The organism is Bordetella bronchialis, assembly GCF_001676705.1.
GTDB classification, from domain to species: Bacteria; Pseudomonadota; Gammaproteobacteria; order Burkholderiales; family Burkholderiaceae_B; genus Bordetella_C; species Bordetella_C bronchialis.
The window spans coordinates 1300133-1317483 of sequence record NZ_CP016170.1 but is presented as its reverse complement, the minus strand read 5'-3'; the positions used below and the strand labels follow the sequence as shown (position 1 = coordinate 1317483).

At 67.1% G+C, this 17351-nt stretch carries 14 protein-coding genes; 8 read left to right on the top strand and 6 right to left on the bottom strand.

The window, feature by feature from the left end; all coding sequences use genetic code 11:
• Window positions 1-27: 27 nt before the first annotated feature.
• From BAU06_RS05835 to BAU06_RS05820, 4 genes are read left to right on the top strand one after another with little or no spacing between them, the layout of a single operon-like run.
• Window positions 28-1707: a GMC family oxidoreductase gene (locus tag BAU06_RS05835; protein WP_066345456.1), complete on the top strand. Its 1680-nt coding sequence runs from the start codon at window positions 28-30 to the stop codon at window positions 1705-1707.
• A complete protein-coding gene (locus BAU06_RS05830; RefSeq protein WP_066345450.1) occupies window positions 1704-3143 on the top strand; it encodes an aldehyde dehydrogenase family protein in 1440 nt (479 codons plus the stop codon). The genes BAU06_RS05835 and BAU06_RS05830 overlap by 4 nt, the downstream gene beginning before the upstream one ends.
• The gene (locus BAU06_RS05825) at window positions 3144-4604 is read left to right on the top strand and encodes a sulfatase family protein (RefSeq protein WP_066345447.1); all 1461 of its coding nucleotides are present in this window, start codon (window positions 3144-3146) and stop codon (window positions 4602-4604) included. It abuts the gene before it with no gap.
• A gap of 50 nt (window positions 4605-4654) precedes the next feature.
• Window positions 4655-5629 carry a Bug family tripartite tricarboxylate transporter substrate binding protein gene (locus tag BAU06_RS05820; protein ID WP_066345444.1) on the top strand — a complete coding sequence of 325 codons (975 nt, stop codon included), beginning with the start codon at window positions 4655-4657 and terminating at the stop codon, window positions 5627-5629.
• A gap of 16 nt (window positions 5630-5645) precedes the next feature.
• Here the strand turns inward: BAU06_RS05820 and BAU06_RS05815 are convergent, their stop codons facing one another.
• Both BAU06_RS05815 and BAU06_RS05810 read right to left on the bottom strand, forming a co-directional pair.
• Complete coding sequence (locus BAU06_RS05815; protein WP_066345441.1) at window positions 5646-6566, bottom strand: LysR family transcriptional regulator; 921 nt, start codon at window positions 6564-6566, stop codon at window positions 5646-5648.
• A gap of 1 nt (window position 6567) precedes the next feature.
• On the bottom strand, window positions 6568-7476 hold the full coding sequence (locus BAU06_RS05810) for a LysR family transcriptional regulator (protein WP_066345439.1): 909 nt from the start codon (window positions 7474-7476) through the stop codon (window positions 6568-6570).
• A 119-nt stretch (window positions 7477-7595) separates the two neighbouring features.
• Here BAU06_RS05810 and BAU06_RS05805 point away from each other — a divergent pair, with 119 nt between their 5' ends.
• Both BAU06_RS05805 and BAU06_RS05800 read left to right on the top strand, forming a co-directional pair.
• Window positions 7596-8813 (top strand): aminotransferase class I/II-fold pyridoxal phosphate-dependent enzyme, encoded by a 1218-nt coding sequence (locus BAU06_RS05805; protein ID WP_066345437.1) that lies wholly within the window; start codon window positions 7596-7598, stop codon window positions 8811-8813.
• Window positions 8814-8856: 43 nt separating this feature from the next.
• Window positions 8857-9525: an RraA family protein gene (locus BAU06_RS05800; RefSeq protein WP_066345436.1), complete on the top strand. Its 669-nt coding sequence runs from the start codon at window positions 8857-8859 to the stop codon at window positions 9523-9525.
• A 354-nt stretch (window positions 9526-9879) separates the two neighbouring features.
• Here the strand turns inward: BAU06_RS05800 and BAU06_RS05795 are convergent, their stop codons facing one another.
• Together BAU06_RS05795 and BAU06_RS05790 are read right to left on the bottom strand one after the other, a co-directional pair.
• Window positions 9880-10791, bottom strand: coding sequence for an SMP-30/gluconolactonase/LRE family protein (locus BAU06_RS05795; RefSeq protein WP_066345434.1), 912 nt, complete (start codon window positions 10789-10791; stop codon window positions 9880-9882).
• Window positions 10792-10810: 19 nt separating this feature from the next.
• A complete protein-coding gene (locus tag BAU06_RS05790) occupies window positions 10811-11797 on the bottom strand; it encodes a Bug family tripartite tricarboxylate transporter substrate binding protein (RefSeq protein WP_066345432.1) in 987 nt (328 codons plus the stop codon).
• Window positions 11798-12109: 312 nt separating this feature from the next.
• Here BAU06_RS05790 and BAU06_RS05785 point away from each other — a divergent pair, with 312 nt between their 5' ends.
• Window positions 12110-12877 carry a maleate cis-trans isomerase family protein gene (locus tag BAU06_RS05785; protein WP_066345430.1) on the top strand — a complete coding sequence of 256 codons (768 nt, stop codon included), beginning with the start codon at window positions 12110-12112 and terminating at the stop codon, window positions 12875-12877.
• Between the two features lie 139 nt (window positions 12878-13016).
• Complete coding sequence (locus BAU06_RS05780) at window positions 13017-14000, top strand: Bug family tripartite tricarboxylate transporter substrate binding protein (protein WP_066345429.1); 984 nt, start codon at window positions 13017-13019, stop codon at window positions 13998-14000.
• Between the two features lie 99 nt (window positions 14001-14099).
• On the opposite strand, the gene BAU06_RS05775 is transcribed toward BAU06_RS05780, so the two are convergent.
• Window positions 14100-15953 carry an ABC transporter ATP-binding protein gene (locus BAU06_RS05775; protein WP_066345428.1) on the bottom strand — a complete coding sequence of 618 codons (1854 nt, stop codon included), beginning with the start codon at window positions 15951-15953 and terminating at the stop codon, window positions 14100-14102.
• 395 nt (window positions 15954-16348) lie between these two features.
• A complete protein-coding gene (gene denD / locus BAU06_RS05770) occupies window positions 16349-17338 on the bottom strand; it encodes a D-erythronate dehydrogenase (RefSeq protein ID WP_066358194.1) in 990 nt (329 codons plus the stop codon).
• Window positions 17339-17351 lie beyond the last annotated feature (13 nt).

Genomic DNA, 17351 nt, shown 5'->3' with positions numbered 1-17351 from the left:
AGGCTTTTAATCCTTTCGCTGACCATTATGCAACACAGCCCCCGAGGGAGTCGTGGCTACGACTACATCATTGTCGGCGCGGGTTCGGCCGGATGCGTGCTGGCCAACCGCCTCAGCGCCGACCCCGCCGCGCGGGTACTGTTGCTGGAGGCCGGCGGCCCCGACCGCAATTTCTGGCTGCGTCTGCCGGTGGGTTATTTCAAGACCATCTACGACGAACGGTTTTCACGCGTCTTCCGGGCCGAGGGCGGCGCCGCGCTCAAGGGACGCGAGATCGCCTGGCCCCGCGGCCGCGTCCTGGGCGGCTCGAGCTCCATCAACGGCCTGATCTACACGCGCGGCCAGAAGGAAGACTTCGACGACTGGGCCCAGGCCGGCGCCCATGGCTGGGACTATCGGTCGGTACTGCCCTACTTCAAGCGGTCCGAGGCCTATCGCGGCCCCGCCTCGCCGTATCACGGCGTGCATGGCGAGCTGGGCGTGTCGCCGCTGCGCAACGACCATCCTTATTGCCAGGCATGGCTGGACGCCGCGCAGGCCTTGGGACTGCCGAGCAATCCGGACTTCAATGGGGAAACCGATTACGGCGTGGGCAATTACCAGCTGACGCTGAAGGGCCGCTGGCGTGCGAGCGCGGCGGCCGCCTTCCTGCGGCCGGCGCTGGCGCGCGACAACCTGACGGTGATCACGCGCGCCCAGGTCACCCGCGTGCTGTTCGAGGGCCAACGCGCCGTGGGGGTGGAATGGGTATGCGACGGCATGACCGACAATGCCACGACGGACCGCGAGGTCATCCTCTCCGCCGGCGCCATCCAGTCGCCGCAGGTCCTGCAATTGTCCGGCGTGGGGCCCGCCGCGCTGTTGCGCAGGCTCGGCATACCCGTCGTGGCCGACGCCGCGGAAGTCGGCGCCAACCTGCAGGATCATTACCAGGCGCGCACCATCGTCCGGCTCAAGACTCGCAAATCCCTGAACAATGACGTACGCAACCCATTGCGGCTGGCCTCCATGGGGCTGGAGTGGCTGCTGTTCGGACAGGGTCCGCTGACCGTAGGCGCCGGCCAGGCGGGCGGATTCGCGCGCACCCGCCACGCGGTAGGCGGGCGCAGCGACGTCCAGTTCGCGATCATGCCCCTGTCGGTCGACAAGCCCGGCGAGCCCCTGCACCGCTACGCCGGTTTCACGGCCAGCGCCTGCCAGTGCCGCCCGGCATCGCGCGGCCGCGTGGATATCGTCTCCACCGATCCTTACGCCGCGCCGCGCATCCAGGCGAATTACCTGGTCGAGGAAATCGACCGCAAGACACTGGCCGACGGCCTGCGGATGCTGCTCGAGATCTATGCGCAGCCGCCCTTCCGCGACCTGGTGGAGGCGCCGGTACTGCCCGCGCCATCGCGCGCGTCGAACGGCGACCTGCTGCGATTCGCCTGCGAGCACGGCAGCACCATCTTCCATCCCAGCGGAACCTGCCGCATGGGCAGCGACGACCGGGCGGTGGTGAACCCCTTGCTGCAGGTCAAGGGCGTCTCTGGCCTGCGTGTCATCGATGCATCGGTCATGCCTGCCGTGACGTCCGCCAACATCAATGCGCCCACCATCATGATCGCCGAGAAAGGCGCGAGCCTGATCCTGGACGGGCCCATCCAGGGCGCCCCCCGGACGGCCCGCGCAGCCGAGATGCAAACCTTATCCGGAACCCCCACATGAAATACGACTATGGCAACCTGATCGATGGCGTGTGGCAGGACACCGGCCAGATCTTCGACACCCATAATCCCGCGCGGCCCGCGGAGACGGTCGGCCGCTACGCCATGGCCGACAAGGCCATGGTGGACCGCGCCGTCGCGGCGGCAAGCCGCGCCGCGCGCGAGTGGCGCCGCGTGACGGTGGCGCAGCGCTGCGACATACTGGGCCGCTATATCGACGCCATCGAAGCCGCGCGCGGGGTACTAGCCGCCGCCATCACGGCCGAGCAGGGCAAGACGCTGAAGGAAAGCCTGGGCGAAGTGGCCAAGGCCTGCGGCGAAAGCCGCTACATGATGCAGCATGCCATGGCGGAGACAGGCAGCCGTCACGCCGCATCGCTGCGCCCGGGCGTGCGCAACCTCGTGGTACGGCGGCCACGCGGCGTCATTGTCGCCATCACGCCGTGGAATTTCCCCGTCATGACGCCCATGCGCAAGATCGCGCCGGCCCTGGCTTTCGGCAATGCCATCATCGTGAAGGCATCGGAATTCACGCCCGCGGCCGCGTGCCTGCTGGGGGCCATCGCCGCCGACATCCTGCCCAATGGGCTGGTGCAGATCCTCCACGGCGGCCCGGAGATAGGCAACGCCCTGGTGAGCCATCCCGGCGTACAGGGCGTGACCTTCACCGGTTCGGTGGGCACGGGCAAACGCATCGTGGCGGCGACCGCCAGCAATCTTGCCGAGGTCTCGCTCGAACTGGGCGGCAAGAACGCGGCCGTCATCCATGATACGGACGACCTGGACGCCTGCCTGGACCAGGTGGCGCAGGCCGCCATGATGTGCTCGGGCCAGCGTTGCACCGCCGTCAGCCGCGTACTGGTCCGCCGTGACCTGCATGCCCAGGTGGCGGCGGGACTGGCGCGGCGCATGGCGGCGATGCGCCTGGGCGACGGCAGCGACCCGTCGACCGAACTCGGCCCCATGACTCACCGGGCGCAGCTGGAGCATGTCCGCCTGTCGGTGGACCAGGCGCGCCGCGATGGCGCCGTGGTGGTCACGGGCGGCGAGCCGGTCCGGGTACCCGGCTGCGTGGACGGCTATTTCTATGCCCCGACGCTGCTGGACCGGGTTGCGCCCGACTCGGCGGCGGCGCGCGAGGAAATCTTCGGCCCCGTGGTCAGCCTGATTTCCTACGAGACGCTGGACGACGCGCTGCACCTGCTCAACGATGTGGCCTACGGCCTGACCGCCGCCTTGTTCTCCAACGACGCCCGAGCCATCGCCCGCTTCGTGGACGAGTGCGAAACCGGCATGCTGCATGTCAACCACGGCACCGTGCCGGACAGCCACATGCCGTTCGGCGGCATCAAGGCGTCCGGCGTCGGCGCGTACTCGGTGGGGCCGGGCGCGGCTGCCTTCTACACGACCGAGCATTCTGTCTACCTGGGAGCATGAATGAGCAAGCAACCCAACATCATCCTGATCATGACGGACCAGCAGCGCTTCGACACCATCGGCGCGTTGGGCGCGCCATGGATGAAGACGCCCGTGCTGGACAGGATGGCCCGCGAGGGGACCGCATTCACGAACTGCTATGTGACCTCGCCGGTCTGCGTGGGCTCGCGTGCCAGCCTTTTCCAGGGCATGTATCCGCATGCCACGGGCGTCTTCACCAACTTCCATCCCTGGGAGCCCACGTGGGTGAACGCGCTGGCCGATGCAGGCTACCACTGCGTGAACATCGGCAAGATGCATATCAATCCCTACGACGCGAAAGGCGGCTTCCACCAGCGCTTTTTCGTCGAGAACAAGGACCGCCCGCTGTTCCTGGACGAACATACGCGCGCGCTGTATGACGAATGGGACAAGGCCCTGCATGCGCGCAAGCTGCAAAAGCCCAGCCGATATACCCGCCACCGGAACGATCCGGCGGGTTACAGGAACGCGATGGGCGCCTTCGCCTGGGACATGGACGATGACATGCATTCGGACATGTTCATCGGCGACCACGCCACATGGTGGCTGAAGGAGCGGCAGTCGCAGAATCCGCTATTCCTGCAGATCGGCTTTCCCGGCCCGCATCCGCCCTACGATCCCCTGCCGCGCTATCTCGATATGTACCGCGATGTCGACATCCCCGTTCCTGAACCCACGGCCGCGGAACTCGCTGCGCAGCCGGCCATGCATGCCACCTTGCGCGGCAACATGATACGCAGCAACTATGACTCGGTCGCCTGGAAAGAGCACGCGTCCCGGGAAGAACTGCTGCGCATCCGCCGCCATTACGCGGCGAACGTCAGCATGATCGACGACAAGGTGGGCCAGATCATGGAGACGCTGGAAGAAAAAGGCTACCTCGACAATGCACTGGTGATTTTCACCTCCGACCATGGCGACGCGCTGGGCGACCACGGCCATATCCAGAAATGGACGATGTACGACTGCTCGGTACGGGTGCCCTTGATCTTCTGGTCCAAGTCCCTGGTGCAGGCGATGCAGACCGACGCGCTGGTGCAGCTGATGGATATCGCTCCCACCATCCTGGAGTCCGCCGGCGTTGCGGTGCCACGGTCCTTCGAGGCCAGATCCCTGTGGCCCATCCTGCACGGCGAGGCCCGCGGCATCCGTACGGCGGTGTACTCGGAACTGGCGCGCGACCACATCCAGACCGGGGCGGAATACATGGTGATGTGCCGCGACGCGCAATGGAAGATCGTCTACTACCTGGGCGAGACCGCTGGAGAGCTCTACGACATGAAGCAGGACCCCGGCGAACTGAACAACCTGTGGTCGGCGCCCGAACACCAGGCCATGAAAGAACAGATGATCAGGGACCTGTTGGAATGGTCGGTACGCGGCGCGATCGGCAGCCGCCAGCACCCCGCCCTGAAGCCGCAGCAGCCCATGCCGATCTGAGGCCTCCGGACATCGACACGAATACGCCAGAAAAACGAGGAGACAGAATCATGAACAAATACGGATCGGCCGCCCTGCTCGCGCTGGCATTGGGCACGGCCGTCACGGCCAGTCAGGCGGCGGAATCCTATCCCAGCCGCCCGATCAATCTGGTCGTGCCCTTTCCGGCCGGCGGCGTGGTCGACGTGGTCGCGCGCATGGTGGGCCAGAAAATGGCGGGCGCGCTCGGCGCATCCATCGTCGTCGAGAACAAGCCCGGCGCGGGCGGCACGATAGGCGCGGCCTACGTATCCAAGGCCGCGCCCGACGGCTACACCTTGCTGCTGGGCGGCTCGGCCACGCAAGTGTTCGGTCCCGCCCTTTATAAGAACCTGCCCTACGACGCCCGCACCGCCTTCGCTCCTGTCGGGCAGATCAGTTCCGGGCCGCTGGTGCTGGTCGTGGGATCCACGGTAAAGGCGAATACCGTGCCGGAACTCGTTTCCTATCTGAAGGGCCAGCAGGACAAGGCTTTCTATGGCAGCAATGGCAACGGCACCTTCCCCCAGTTGGCCGCCGAGCTCTTCAAGCAGGCCAACGGCCTGTCCACGGCCCATATTCCCTACAACGGCGGACCTGCCGCCATGACGGCCCTGGTCGCCGGGGACATCGCGTTTTCCATCAACCATATCCCGGTGGTACAGGGCCTGGTCAAGGGTGGGAAGATACGCGCGCTGGCGACCACGGGCGCTAAACGGTCCGTGGCTTTTCCCGATCTGCCCACCATGCAGGAAGCCGGCATGCCAGGTTTCGAGGCTGGCGCCTGGTGGGGCCTGTTCGCGCCCGCCGGCACGCCCGCATCCGCCGTCGATAAACTGAACATGGCATTGAAGGCCGCGCTGGAAGACAAGGCCGTGCAGGCCAGCCTGGCGGCGCAGGGTGACGAGGTCTTGTACAGCTCGCCGCAGGACTTTGGCCGCTTCGTCCAGGCCGAGACCAGGAAGTGGACCCAGGTGGTGAAGTCGGCCGACCTGAAGATCGACTAGGCCGGCGAACTGGGCGCTATCCCCGGCGGGCGCGCCTGCCCGGCACGTCGCGCCGCACGAAGGTACTGGACTGCCGCGCCACTTCCGCGACCTCGCGGCCGAGCGCGGAATCGGGATAGTGGGGGAAATAACAGGCGTAGGTCACGGTCGGCGCCGGCACCGAGGTCTTGACCAGCGCGAGACTGCCGGCGCGCAGTTCACTTCGAAAAAGCTGCACGGGCAGGCAGCCGATGCCGACGCCGGCCGCCACCAGGCCGGCCAGGGCCTGGATATTGTTGCCGCCGTAGATGCGGTCAGGCCGCAGGCCGGCGCTCTCCCAGATCCGGCCGCACACCAGCGTGATGACGGAATGCGCGGATTGTTCGATCACCGGCTTCTCGGCAAGCGCCTGCAAGGGATGCACGGCATCCGGCGCGAACATGCCCGGGGCGGAAAACCACCCGAACTTCACATCCCCCACGCCCAGTTTCACGACGCCTTCCGACGGCCGGTGGTCAGGCAGGATGGCAAAGTCCAGGGCGCCCCGCTCGACCTTTTCGTGCAAGGTCAGGGAAAGATCGATTTCCGGTTGCACGATGATCGACGGATACAAGGCCTTCATCCGTTTCAAGAAATCGGGGAACCACGTCAGGGCGACCACCTCGGTCAGCCCGACCTTGAAGACGCGGGCCGGCGGGGCGCCGGAGCGCTTCAGGTTCTCGAGCGCCTGGAGCCGGTCGAACAGACGTTCGCACTCGGCCTCGAGCTCGCGGCCCAGCCGCGTCAGCTGGCGCCTGCGGCCGTCTTCCTCGAACAACGGCCCCGCGGCCGCGGCCTCGACCTCTTGCAGGCGCTTGGTCACGGCCGACTGGGTAATGTGCAGCTTTTCGGCGGCCCGGTTCAATGTGCCCAGCCTGGCGACCCAGTAGAACGCTTGCAACTGTTTGATGGTCAGCATGTCAATCGGCCTTGGCCGGCGCCAGCGCCGTGTTGAAATCGCAGGTCTTGCGGGCGAGATCGGCGACGGTCGAGTGGAACGCCGTCATGGGCGCCACCCGCATCAGCAGCGTGTACGGCAGGCTCGGGGCCCCGATGGGGATTCTCACTTCCCTGAGCAGGCCGGACGCCATACCCTGGGACGCCACCGCCCGCGGCAGGCTGGCGATGCCCAGGCCCGCGGCGCAGATGCCGGCAAGCGCGGCAAGGCTGTCGCTTTGGATCGAGCTGGCCAGCTTGACGCCCCGCTCCGCCAGCCAGTCCTCGACCTGCGTCCCGCCCCCCTGCGCCCGCCCTTGCAGCAGCACGGTCTGCCGCTCGAACTCCGAGAGCTTCATGGAAGCCGGCAGCGGCGCATCCGCCGCGCAGAACCAGCCGCATTTGGCGACGCCGACCGGCAAGCGGACCATATCGTGGGAGCGGACCGACTCCATGACCACCGCCGCATCCAGTTGCCCATCCCGCATCAGCGCGTGCAGGCCGAACGACGATCCGACTTTCAAATCGAGGCGCAGCCGGGGATAGCGTGCCTTCAGCTTCGCGATGAACGATCCCAGCCAGGTCACGGCGGACAGCTCGGTCACGCCCAGCCTGAGCGTGGGCGCGTAAAGCGTCGAACCGCCGAAACGCTCCATCAGGTCCGTGCGCTGCCGCAGGATGCCGCGCGCGTGCAGCAGGACCTCCTGGCCCTTCGCGGTCAATTGCGCCGCGCGGCGGTCGCGGCTGAACAGCGGCTGTGCGTAGCCTTGCTCGAATTCGCGGATCAGGCGCGAGACGCCGGATTGCGACGTACCGAGATGCCGCGCGGCCTTTTCAAAAGACCCCATGTCGGCAACGGCGACGAAGGCTTCGAGCTCCCGGAAGGTGGTCATCCTGGGAAACACCCCATGTTTTCATACCGGATTGGAATTCTCTCACATCAGTAATTATCTCTTTTCAGAATTATTTCGCGTGCGGACAATCTGCCTACCCTACATCGTCGAGCAGCCACATGCCTACACACCCACAGATCCTCGCCGACCGGCTCGGCCACGTGAAACCGTCGGCCAGCGTCGCCGCGAAAGCACGCGCCGACGCGATGCGCGCGGCGGGCCGGGACATCACGGACTTCACGCTGGGCGAGCCCGACTTTCCCACGCCCGCCCATATCGTGCGGGCAGGCATGGCGGCGCTGGAAAGCGGCCACACCCGCTACACGGCGTCCGCGGGCACCGCCGCGCTGCGCAAGGCGATCGCGGGCAAGCTGAAGCGTGAAAACGCGCTTGAATTCGCCATGGATGAGATCGTCGTGGGGAGCGGCGCGAAGCACGTGATCTTCAATGCCTTGATGGCCACCGTCAATGAAGGCGACGAGGTGATCGTACCGGCGCCCTACTGGGTGTCGTACCCAGAGATGGTCCTGATCCACGGCGGCATTCCGGTGATAGCGGAATGCCCGGCGGCCGCCGGCTTCAAGCTGACCGCCCCACAGCTGGACGCCGCGATCACCGCCAGAACACGCTGGGTGATACTGAACTCGCCCGGCAATCCGACCGGGGCGGTCTACGGCCCCGCCGAACTGCGTGCCTTGGCCGACGTGCTGCTGCGGCACCCGCATGTGCGCATACTGACGGACGAGATCTATGAACATTTCGTCTATGGGCATGCCAGGCATGCCTGCATCCTGAACGTCGAACCGGAACTCCGCGCCCGCACGCTGCTGGTCAACGGGCTGTCGAAATCGCACGCGATGACGGGGTGGCGCATCGGCTATGGCTGCGGGCCCGCCGCGCTCATTAAGGCCATCACGCTGCTGATCACTCAAAGCACAACCTGCGCGACCGCGGCCGCCCAGGCCGCCGCGGCGGAGGCGCTGGACGGCCCGCAGCAATGCGTGCGCGAGGCGGCAAGGCGCTTCGAGGACCGCAGGGACCGGATGGTCGAACGGCTGAACGCCATCGACGGCATCGCCTGCGACAGCCCGGATGGCGCGTTCTACGTGTTCGCCTGCGTGGCGGGCCTGCTGGGACGCCGCACGCGCGACGGCCACGTCCTGAAGACCGATGTCGACGTGGCGGACTTCCTGCGGGAGGAAGCGGGAGTCGTGGCCATCGATGGCAGCTCCTACGGCATGTCGCCCTTCCTGCGCTTTTCCTTCGCCACATCGATGGAGGAGATCGATCGCGGTTGCAGCGGGATCGCGGCGGCGGTCGCCCGGCTCGAACCTTGAACACCTGGGCGCTACAGCGCCGGAACCTTCACCACGGACACCCATGAGCTACGCATCTTTCTCGGACTTCGATCGGCCGTCGCCAGCGCTGCTCGAGCGCGCACGCGAATTCCAGCCCGCGATCCTTTGCGACGTGGCGGGCCGCCGCGGCACCATGCATGCGCGTATCCGCGCGCTGGCTCCCGCCATGAAGCTGTGCGGCCCGGCGTTCACGGTCGAAGTCCGCCCGGGCGACAACCTGATGCTGCATGTGGCCCTGGCCATCGCCCGCCCCGGCGACGTGCTGGTCGTCGATGGAAAAGCCGACCAGACCTGCGCGCTTTTCGGCGAGCTCATGGCCACCCAGGCCATCGCCGCCGGACTCGGGGGGCTGGTCGTGGACGCCGCGGTACGCGACCTGGATGTGCTGGCGCGCGCGCCTTTCCCGATCTTCTCCGCGGGCGCGAATCCTTGCGGCCCGACCAAGGGCCTGCCCGGCAAATTGAGCATCCCCGTTTCCGTGGGGGGTGTCAGCGTCAGTCCCGGGGACCTGGTGATCGGCGATGCCGACGGCGTGGTCGTGATTCCCCGGGCCGATGTCGAAACCGTGCTGGACGCGGCGGAAGAGAAGGTCGCGGCCGAAGACCGGCGTGTGCGGGAAATCGCCGCGGGCGTACTGATTTCGCCCTGGCTGGACGATGCCCTGAGGCAGGCGGGCCTGCCGGCCTTGTAGCCTCGCGCGCGTCCGGCTCACCGACGAACGAGCGATATCGCGCGGCCCTTCACGCGAAGGGCACGCTTTCTTGCCCGACGGCCGGGCTAGGGCCTGTTAACGCTAGAAGGAGCCTCGCATGAGTACGCAAACCGGTGGATGGCAAGGCACGAAGCGCAGTCGTGGTGGTGCCACGGCGAGCATTCGTAACGCGGCCAGGCGCCGGTTTGCGTACTCACCCTTCGGGCTGGCCGAGTCCGGGGCGGCATACGTCGTTACGGACTCCTCACGTGGATCAACCACGCCGCGTCGTCCGCGCCTAGTCTGCCGCCCCGGACTCGGCCAGTGCGAGGCTCCTTCTAGCGTTAACAGGCCCTAGCGATGGGAAAAAAGCGGCTTGCCCGGCAGCGGCATGCGCACCCGGAATATTTGCGCGCTCGCGGACTCCGTGATGAACAATTCCGCGTTCTGCTCGCCGCCGTAGGCAATATTGGTGGAAAGCAGACCGCCCGGCGTCCTGACGCGCAGCAAGGGCTCCCCCTGGGCGTCGAACAGCCACACCGTCCCCAATCCGGCATGCGCGACCGCCAGTCCCCCCGAGGCATCCAGCGCCAGGCCATCGGGACCCAGGCCGCCCATGAGCGGCAGGAACAGGCCCGCTTTGGTCACGCCGCTGCCCGACAGGGGTACTTTCCAAACGGCGTTCGCCCGCGTGACCGCGAGCAGTACCGCGCGCTCGTGCAGGTCCATGACGACGCCATTGGGACTGGGCACATTCGACAGCAGGCAATCCAGCCGTCCGTCCGGCTTCAGGCGGAACAGGCGGCCGCTTGGGTCATGCAGTCCGGTCATGCCCTGGTCGGTGAAGTAGAGGTCTCCGCCGCGCGCGAAGAACAGGTCGTTGACGCCCTTGAATCGCTCCAGCCCCGCGCGCGGCAGGTAGGGTTTCACGGCCCGCGACCCCGGCTCGTGCACCATGATCCCGTGCCTGCAGTCCGCGATGAATACCAGGCCATCGTCGCGTATCTTCAGGCCGTTCGGCCAGCCGTCGTACTCGACGGCGATCGAGAAATTCCCCGCCCGGTCCACGTTCAGGATGCGCCCGTTGACGATGTCGACGCACCAAAGCACACCGGCGCGGTCGAACGATGGCCCTTCGAGAAAGCTGGAAGCGCCCAGGCCGGCGGGCTGGCCCCGGTTCCATTCGTTCGCGGGCGTCGCCGTGCGCAGCGCGTCGGGATACCGGGCGAATACCTCGGCCTGGACCGTCCTTGGCGCCTGGAACATGAAAGCCACGCGCCGACGGCTAGCTGTTCGCCAGGTCCGCGGGCCCGAGCAGCTCGGCCGCCCACTTCTTTGTCCTGTCGAACGAGTCGCGCATGTAGGCCGCGGTCGCTACGGGATCGAGGGGCGCGGAGATGGCGCCAAGCTGCTCGCGCAGCTTCGCTTCCACGTCCGGCATGCGGACCACTTCGCCCAGCTGTTTGCCCAGCGCCTGGGCGCGCGCCGTCTCCATTCCTTTCGGCGCGACGATAACGAAGAAGTCGTCGACCACCATGCCCGGCACCGACTCCTTTACCGTCGGCACATCCGGGAACAGCGGCGAGCGTTCCGCGTTGGACACGCCCAGGATCTTGACCTTGCCGGATTCCAATGTGGCGCGGGTGCCGGCCAGATTCTCGAACTTGGCGTCGATGAACCCGCCCATCAGGTCCTGGTTCGCCGGCGCGGAGCCCTTGTAATGCACGATGATGACGTCCAGGTTCGCCGCCTTGGCCAGATACGCGGCCGCCAGGTGGCTCGATGAGCCCTGCCCCACGGTCCCTATCCTGACCTTCTTGGGATTCGCGCGGCAGTACTCGATGAACTCGCCCACATTGGAAACCGGCAGCTGTTTGCCGGCCAGGAACAGATAGGTGTTCACCGAAAGCCTGGCCAGGGGCGTGAAGTCGGCCACCGGATCCAGTTTCTGGACGTCGGGATAGACCGCCGGCGCGGTGACCAGCATGGATGAGCTCAGGTAAAGCACCTTGCCATCCGGGGCCTGGCGCTTGACGTAATTGCTGGCGATCAGGCCGCCGGCGCCGGGACGCGCTTCGACGATGATCGTCTCGCCGATCTTCGGGCCCAGCTTCTCGGCCACAATGCGGGCGATCGCGTCGGCACCGCCGCCCGGCGGGCCCGGGATGATGATGCTGACCGGAGCCGAACTGGCTTGCACGCGTCCGGCGGAGGCCCCCGCCACCAGGACACTACCGTAGGCAAGCTTCAAGATGCCGCGACGTGAAATCATTGCGCCCCCCGTGATTTTTCATTGAGTCGCGGCAGTTTATCGGCGCCGAAAACGATAGAAAACTGAATTTTCCCGACCGCGGGATATTCCAGATTGATATGGATCGCTGGCGTTTACCCTAGCGGTCCGGGCAGTGCTGCCAACCGGCGACGGCGGCGCGGGACGCATGCTTGTCCGCGTTGCCGCGCGCGCCGCCCCGTGGGAATGCCCCGGCGGGCATCTATTGCCACGAGCGAATAATGAATCAGAATTTTCCATTGGCGCCGTGCCGGGGGGTATGCCTATAATCGGGCAAACTCCAAGGGGAACACCATGAATAACGATGTAAAGCGATTCGGCGTGTTGGCGCCGCCGGGAAATACGGCCATGGAACGCGAGCTCCCGTTCGCGCTGCCGGCAGGGGTGGCGATGAATCACAACCGCCTGTCCCGGCCGGGATCCGGGATCAGCGCGGACTCGCTGCTGGCGATGGCGGATTCCATCGGGAGGGCGGCCAGCGATCTGGCGCAGGCCTATCCCGAGATCATCCTTTACGGCTGCACCAGCGGCAGCTTCCTTGCCGGCATCGGCCGCGAGGCCGAGGTGGCGCAACGGATCGCCGACCTGACGGGAATCGAGGCAATCACCACGTCCACCGCCGTCGTCAATGCGCTGCGCGCGGTATCGGCCAAGCGCGTATTCATGCTGACGCCTTACCCGAAAGACATCACCCGCCACGAGGTGGATTTCCTGGCCCACTACGGCATCGAGACGGGCGCCTGGGATGCGCTGGAGTGTCCCACCAGCGAAGCGATACGCCAGGTGTCCTCGGAAGCGGTGCGCGACCGGCTGCTGGCAAATCGGAACCGCATCGATGGCTGCGATACGGTTTTCATCAGCTGCACCAACCTGCTCACCATGGACCAGATCGCCGGGCTGGAGCGCGAACTGGACAAGCCCGTCGTGTCGTCCAACCAGGCCTCTTTATGGGCGGTGTTGCGGCATATGAAGGTGGATACCGGCTATCGCGGCGATCGCCTGTTCCAGCGCGACGGGCATATCGAGGTTTCGCGTCCGGGGCCGGCGCGGGCCGCGGCCTGACCCACCATAACGCGCCGGACGGGCCCGCGCCACGCCGCATGCGCATCGACCGATAAATCTCAAGGGGAGCGCGGAGAACGGCACCGGCACGGCGGTCGCGAGGCCCCGTGCAGGATGCCGCGATCGCGCCGCACATATCATGCACAAATCCATTGTCCATGCCTTCCTGACCGTTCTCGGGCTGCTGTTCCTGGCGCCCCCTGCCGCCAACGCGGCGGACCAGAAATTCCCGGACCATCCGATCAAGTTCGTCGTTCCCTATGCCGCCGGCGGCTCCACCGACGTGCTGGCACGCATCCTGGCCGAAGCGCTGTCGCAGGAACTGAACGGCAGCGTCGTCGTCTTCAACCAGCCGGGCGGGGGCGGCGGGATCGGGACGTCCTTCGTGGGCCGCTCGCCAGCCGACGGCTATACATGGTTGATGGCGACCAACGGCACGCATGCCATCAACGTCAGCCTCTATCCCTCGCTGAGCTATGACCCGGTAAAGGACTTCGCGCCCGTCAGCCTGGTCGCGGCGGTCCCGCTGGTGCTGGTCGTGCCGGCCTCCTCGCCGGTCAAGAGCCTGAAGGACTTGATCGCGCTGGGCCGGGGCAAGCCGGGCGGACTCAATTTCGGTTCCGCCGGCATCGGGTCTTCGGGACACCTGGCGGCCGAGATGCTGAAAATCGAAGCGAAAATGCCGGGATCCCATATCCCGTTCAAGGGGGATGGCCCGGCCCTGGTGGACCTGATGTCGGGGCGGCTGGATTTCTCTTTCACCAACCTGCCCGCGGCGGTGAACCAGATCCGCGATGGCCGCCTGCGCGCCCTGGCGGTGACCACGGCGCAGCGGTCGGCGGAATTGCCCGACGTGCCCACCGTGGCCGAAAGCGGCTACCCGAGCTTGCAGGTCGATCCCTGGTACGGCGTGCTGGTGCCGGCGGGCACGGACCCGGCCCTGGTGAACCGGCTGAGCCAGGCGATCGACAAGGCGCTGAAGACGCCTTCCGTGCGCCAGCGCATCGTCGGCCTGGGCGCGACGCCGATCGGGACGACGCCCGCGGAATTCGCCGGCGTCATCAAGCGCGACACCGACAAATTCCGCGAAGTCATCCGCATTTCGGGCGCCCGGGCCGAGTAGGCGGGCGCGATTCTCCCCGGCCAGGCGCCGCGCCGGACGGCGCGCCGCCCGCCGTGGCCCGGGCGGCGCCCGCGCGGTGCCGGGACCGGCCGCCGCCGCTTATGGCGAGTCCAGGGCCGCCTCGTCGTCGAGCATGCGGTCGCGGATGCGCCCCTGCCCCGGCCCGTCCAGCGCCTGCCGCTCCAGCAGCTTGCGGTACAGGCCGCCTTCGATGCGCATCAACTGGTGGTGGCTGCCCTCTTCCACGATGCGGCCCTTGTCCATGACCAGCAGTCGGTCCAGGGCGCGCACCGTCGACAGCCGGTGCGCCACCACCAGGGTCGTGCGGCCCTCCATCAGGCGGCCCATGGCCTGCTGGATCAGCGCTTCGCTCTCGCTGTCCAGGCTGGAAGTCGCCTCGTCCAGGATCAGGATGGGCGCATCGGCCAGGAAGGCCCGGGCGATGGCCACGCGCTGGCGCTCGCCGCCGGACAATTTGACGCCGCGTTCACCCACCTGCGTGTCGTAAGCCTTCGGCAGGCGCATGATGAAATCGTGCGCATTGGCCAGCCGCGCGGCCTGCTCGATCTGTTCGCGCGTGGCATCCGGCCGCGCATAGGCGATGTTCTGTGCCAGCGTCCGGTGAAACAGCAAGGGCTCCTGCTGCACGATGGCGATGCGCCGGCGCAGCGACACCTGGCTGACCTTGGCGATGTCCTGGCCGTCGATAAGGATGCGGCCGGCCTCCAGGTCGTACAGGCGCTGGATCAGCTTGATGAAGGTCGTCTTGCCGGAGCCGGAATGCCCGACCAGGCCTATTCGTTCCCCAGGCGCGATGTCCACGGAAAAGTCGCGGAACAAGGGCGTTTCATGCGACCCATAGCGGAAGCTGACGTTCTCGAAGCGGATGCCGCCGGCATCCACGGACAGGGTCGCGGCGCCCGGCAGGTCGCGCACGCCCGGCGGCTGGCGGTCCAGCGCCGCCAGTTCCTCCATGTCGTTGACCGCGCGCTGCAGCTCGTGCAGGTCCATGCCCACGTCCCGCAGATACCCCTGCAGGACGAAGAACATCGCCATCGCGAAGGTGATGTCGCCGATCGAGGCCTGGTCCCGCACCCACAGATACAGCGAGGCGCCGATCATGGCCACCAGCATCGCCGCCAGCATCGCGCCCTGCGCGCCCAGGTTCAGCGTGGAACGCGTCCAGGTGCGGCGCGTGCGGCTGTCCCATTTGTCGATGATGCGGCGCAGGTGTTCTTCTTCGCGCGCCTCCGCGCCGAATGCCTTGACCACGGCGTTGCAGCCGATGGAATCGGCCATCGCGCCGCTCAGGCGGCTGTCCCAGGCATTGCTCAGGCTGGCCGCTGGCTCCACGTACTTCAAGGTCAGCGACACCGTCACCGCCAGATACAGCGCGGATCCCAGCCCCACGATCAAGCCCATGACCGGCCAGTAGATGGCCAGCAGCACCGTGGCGCCGACCAGTGTGGCGAACGAGGTCAGCAAGGCCAGCAGCAGCGTGTCGTTGAGCTGGTCCGCCGCCCACATGCCGCGGCCGATCTGCCGCACGGTGGATCCCGTGAAGTGATTCGCATGCCATTCCGACGACAGGCGCTGCACGTGGCGGAAGGCGTTGCCCGCCATGCCGCGCATCATGCCTATCGTGAAGGGAATGACCAGGTGATAGGCGCCCTGCCGCAGCAGGGTGGCGCCGACGCCCAGCGCGACCAGCATCCAGAATGCGGAGAACGCCGCATCGCGTGCGCCATCCGCGTCCACGGCGCTGCCCGCGACGGCGTCGATCAGTTTGCCGGCATACATGGGCGCCGCGACATCCGCCAGGGTGGACAACAAGGCCAGGAAAAGAATGCCGGACATGCGCCAGGGCTGCTGGCGCCAGTACCGGGAAGCAAAGCGCAGGACATGGAACAACGTCCGGCCACGCTGTTCTCGAGTGGTTTTGATTGAGGTCATGACTATCCACGGCGCATCGATGCGCCGGTCCTTCAATGCGAGGGCGCCGCGGGCGTCCGCGTGCGCGCCGGGCGCACACGACGGCGCCGTCAGCGCGCGTTATGCGTAATGGGTAGACGCGCCGCAAGGCGCGTGGAAAGCAGGGGATGAACGGGCGTGGCGGACCCGTCGCCGGGCAACAGACCGGCGACGGAACCGCGCGGGGGACGACTTAATGCCGTCGCTGGGGCACGCGCGGGATGGCGTTGTTGAACTGGATGCTTGGCATCACGCGCCTCCCTATGTGTGGGCAAGAAGAAATTCGAAGAGCTGACGTGCAGCTGAACCACGGATTATGGTTCGCCATGCGCGCGGCGTCAATGGCGCGCACCCGCGCCGCGCCGGCAAGCCGCTTCCTATGCGGACCGCCCCGTCTCGGCAAGGTATTGTTCGATGACCGCGCGATAGGAGACATCGGGCCGCAGGCCCAGCGCGGCGGCGCGCGGGCTGTCGAAGCGCGCCGGCCACCCGCCGACGATGCGCGCGATGGCCGCGTCGGGCCGCAGGCTGACCCGTCCGGCCACCTGCTTGCCGGCGACGCTTTCCAGCGCTTCCAGCATCTGCCTGACGGTCACCGTCAGGGCGGGCAGGTTGATGGCGGTGCGGCCGCCCAGCGCTTCGCGGTCCGCCTGCGCCACCGCCAGGATGCCGCCGACGGTATTGGCCGGGGACGCCAGCGCGACCGGGGTATCGAGATCCACCGGGCACACCGCGGCAACGCCCGCCAGGGGTTCCCGGACAATGCCCGACAAAAAGCTGGACGCCGCGCCGTTCGGCCGCCCGGGCCGCACGGACACCGTCATCAGCCGCGCCACGCGCCCGTCGATATAGCCTTTACGCGTGTATTCCGCGATCAATTGCTCGCAGATGAATTTCTGCGCGCCGTAGCTGGACTGCGGCGTGGGCAGCGTGTCGTCGCGGATCACGGCGGGCAGCGGTACGCCCGGATCCGAGCCGTAGACCGCCACCGAACTGGAGAAGAACAGCAGCGGCGGCCGGCCGGTGCGCACCGCCTGCGCGCGCAGTCCTTCCAGCAGCACGCGCGTGGTCTCCAGGTTGGAGCGCAGCCCCAGTTCGAAATCGGCCTCGCATTCCGCCGACACGGCCGAAGCCAGATGGAAGACCACGTCGGGAGACATCGCAAGCAAGGCCGGCATGCGGTCCAGCAGGTCTCCCACATCGCCCGCCACGCAGGCGGCGCCCGCCAGCTCGGGATGCGTCGGCGCAACACGGTCCGCCAGGGTCAGCCGCGCGATGGGCTGGCCGCGGAAACCGCCCTGTCGCAGCAGCGCCAGCGCCAGCCGCGTGCCCAGGAAGCCCGCGCCGCCGGTAATCAGGATGTTCAAGCCCTCGGTCGTG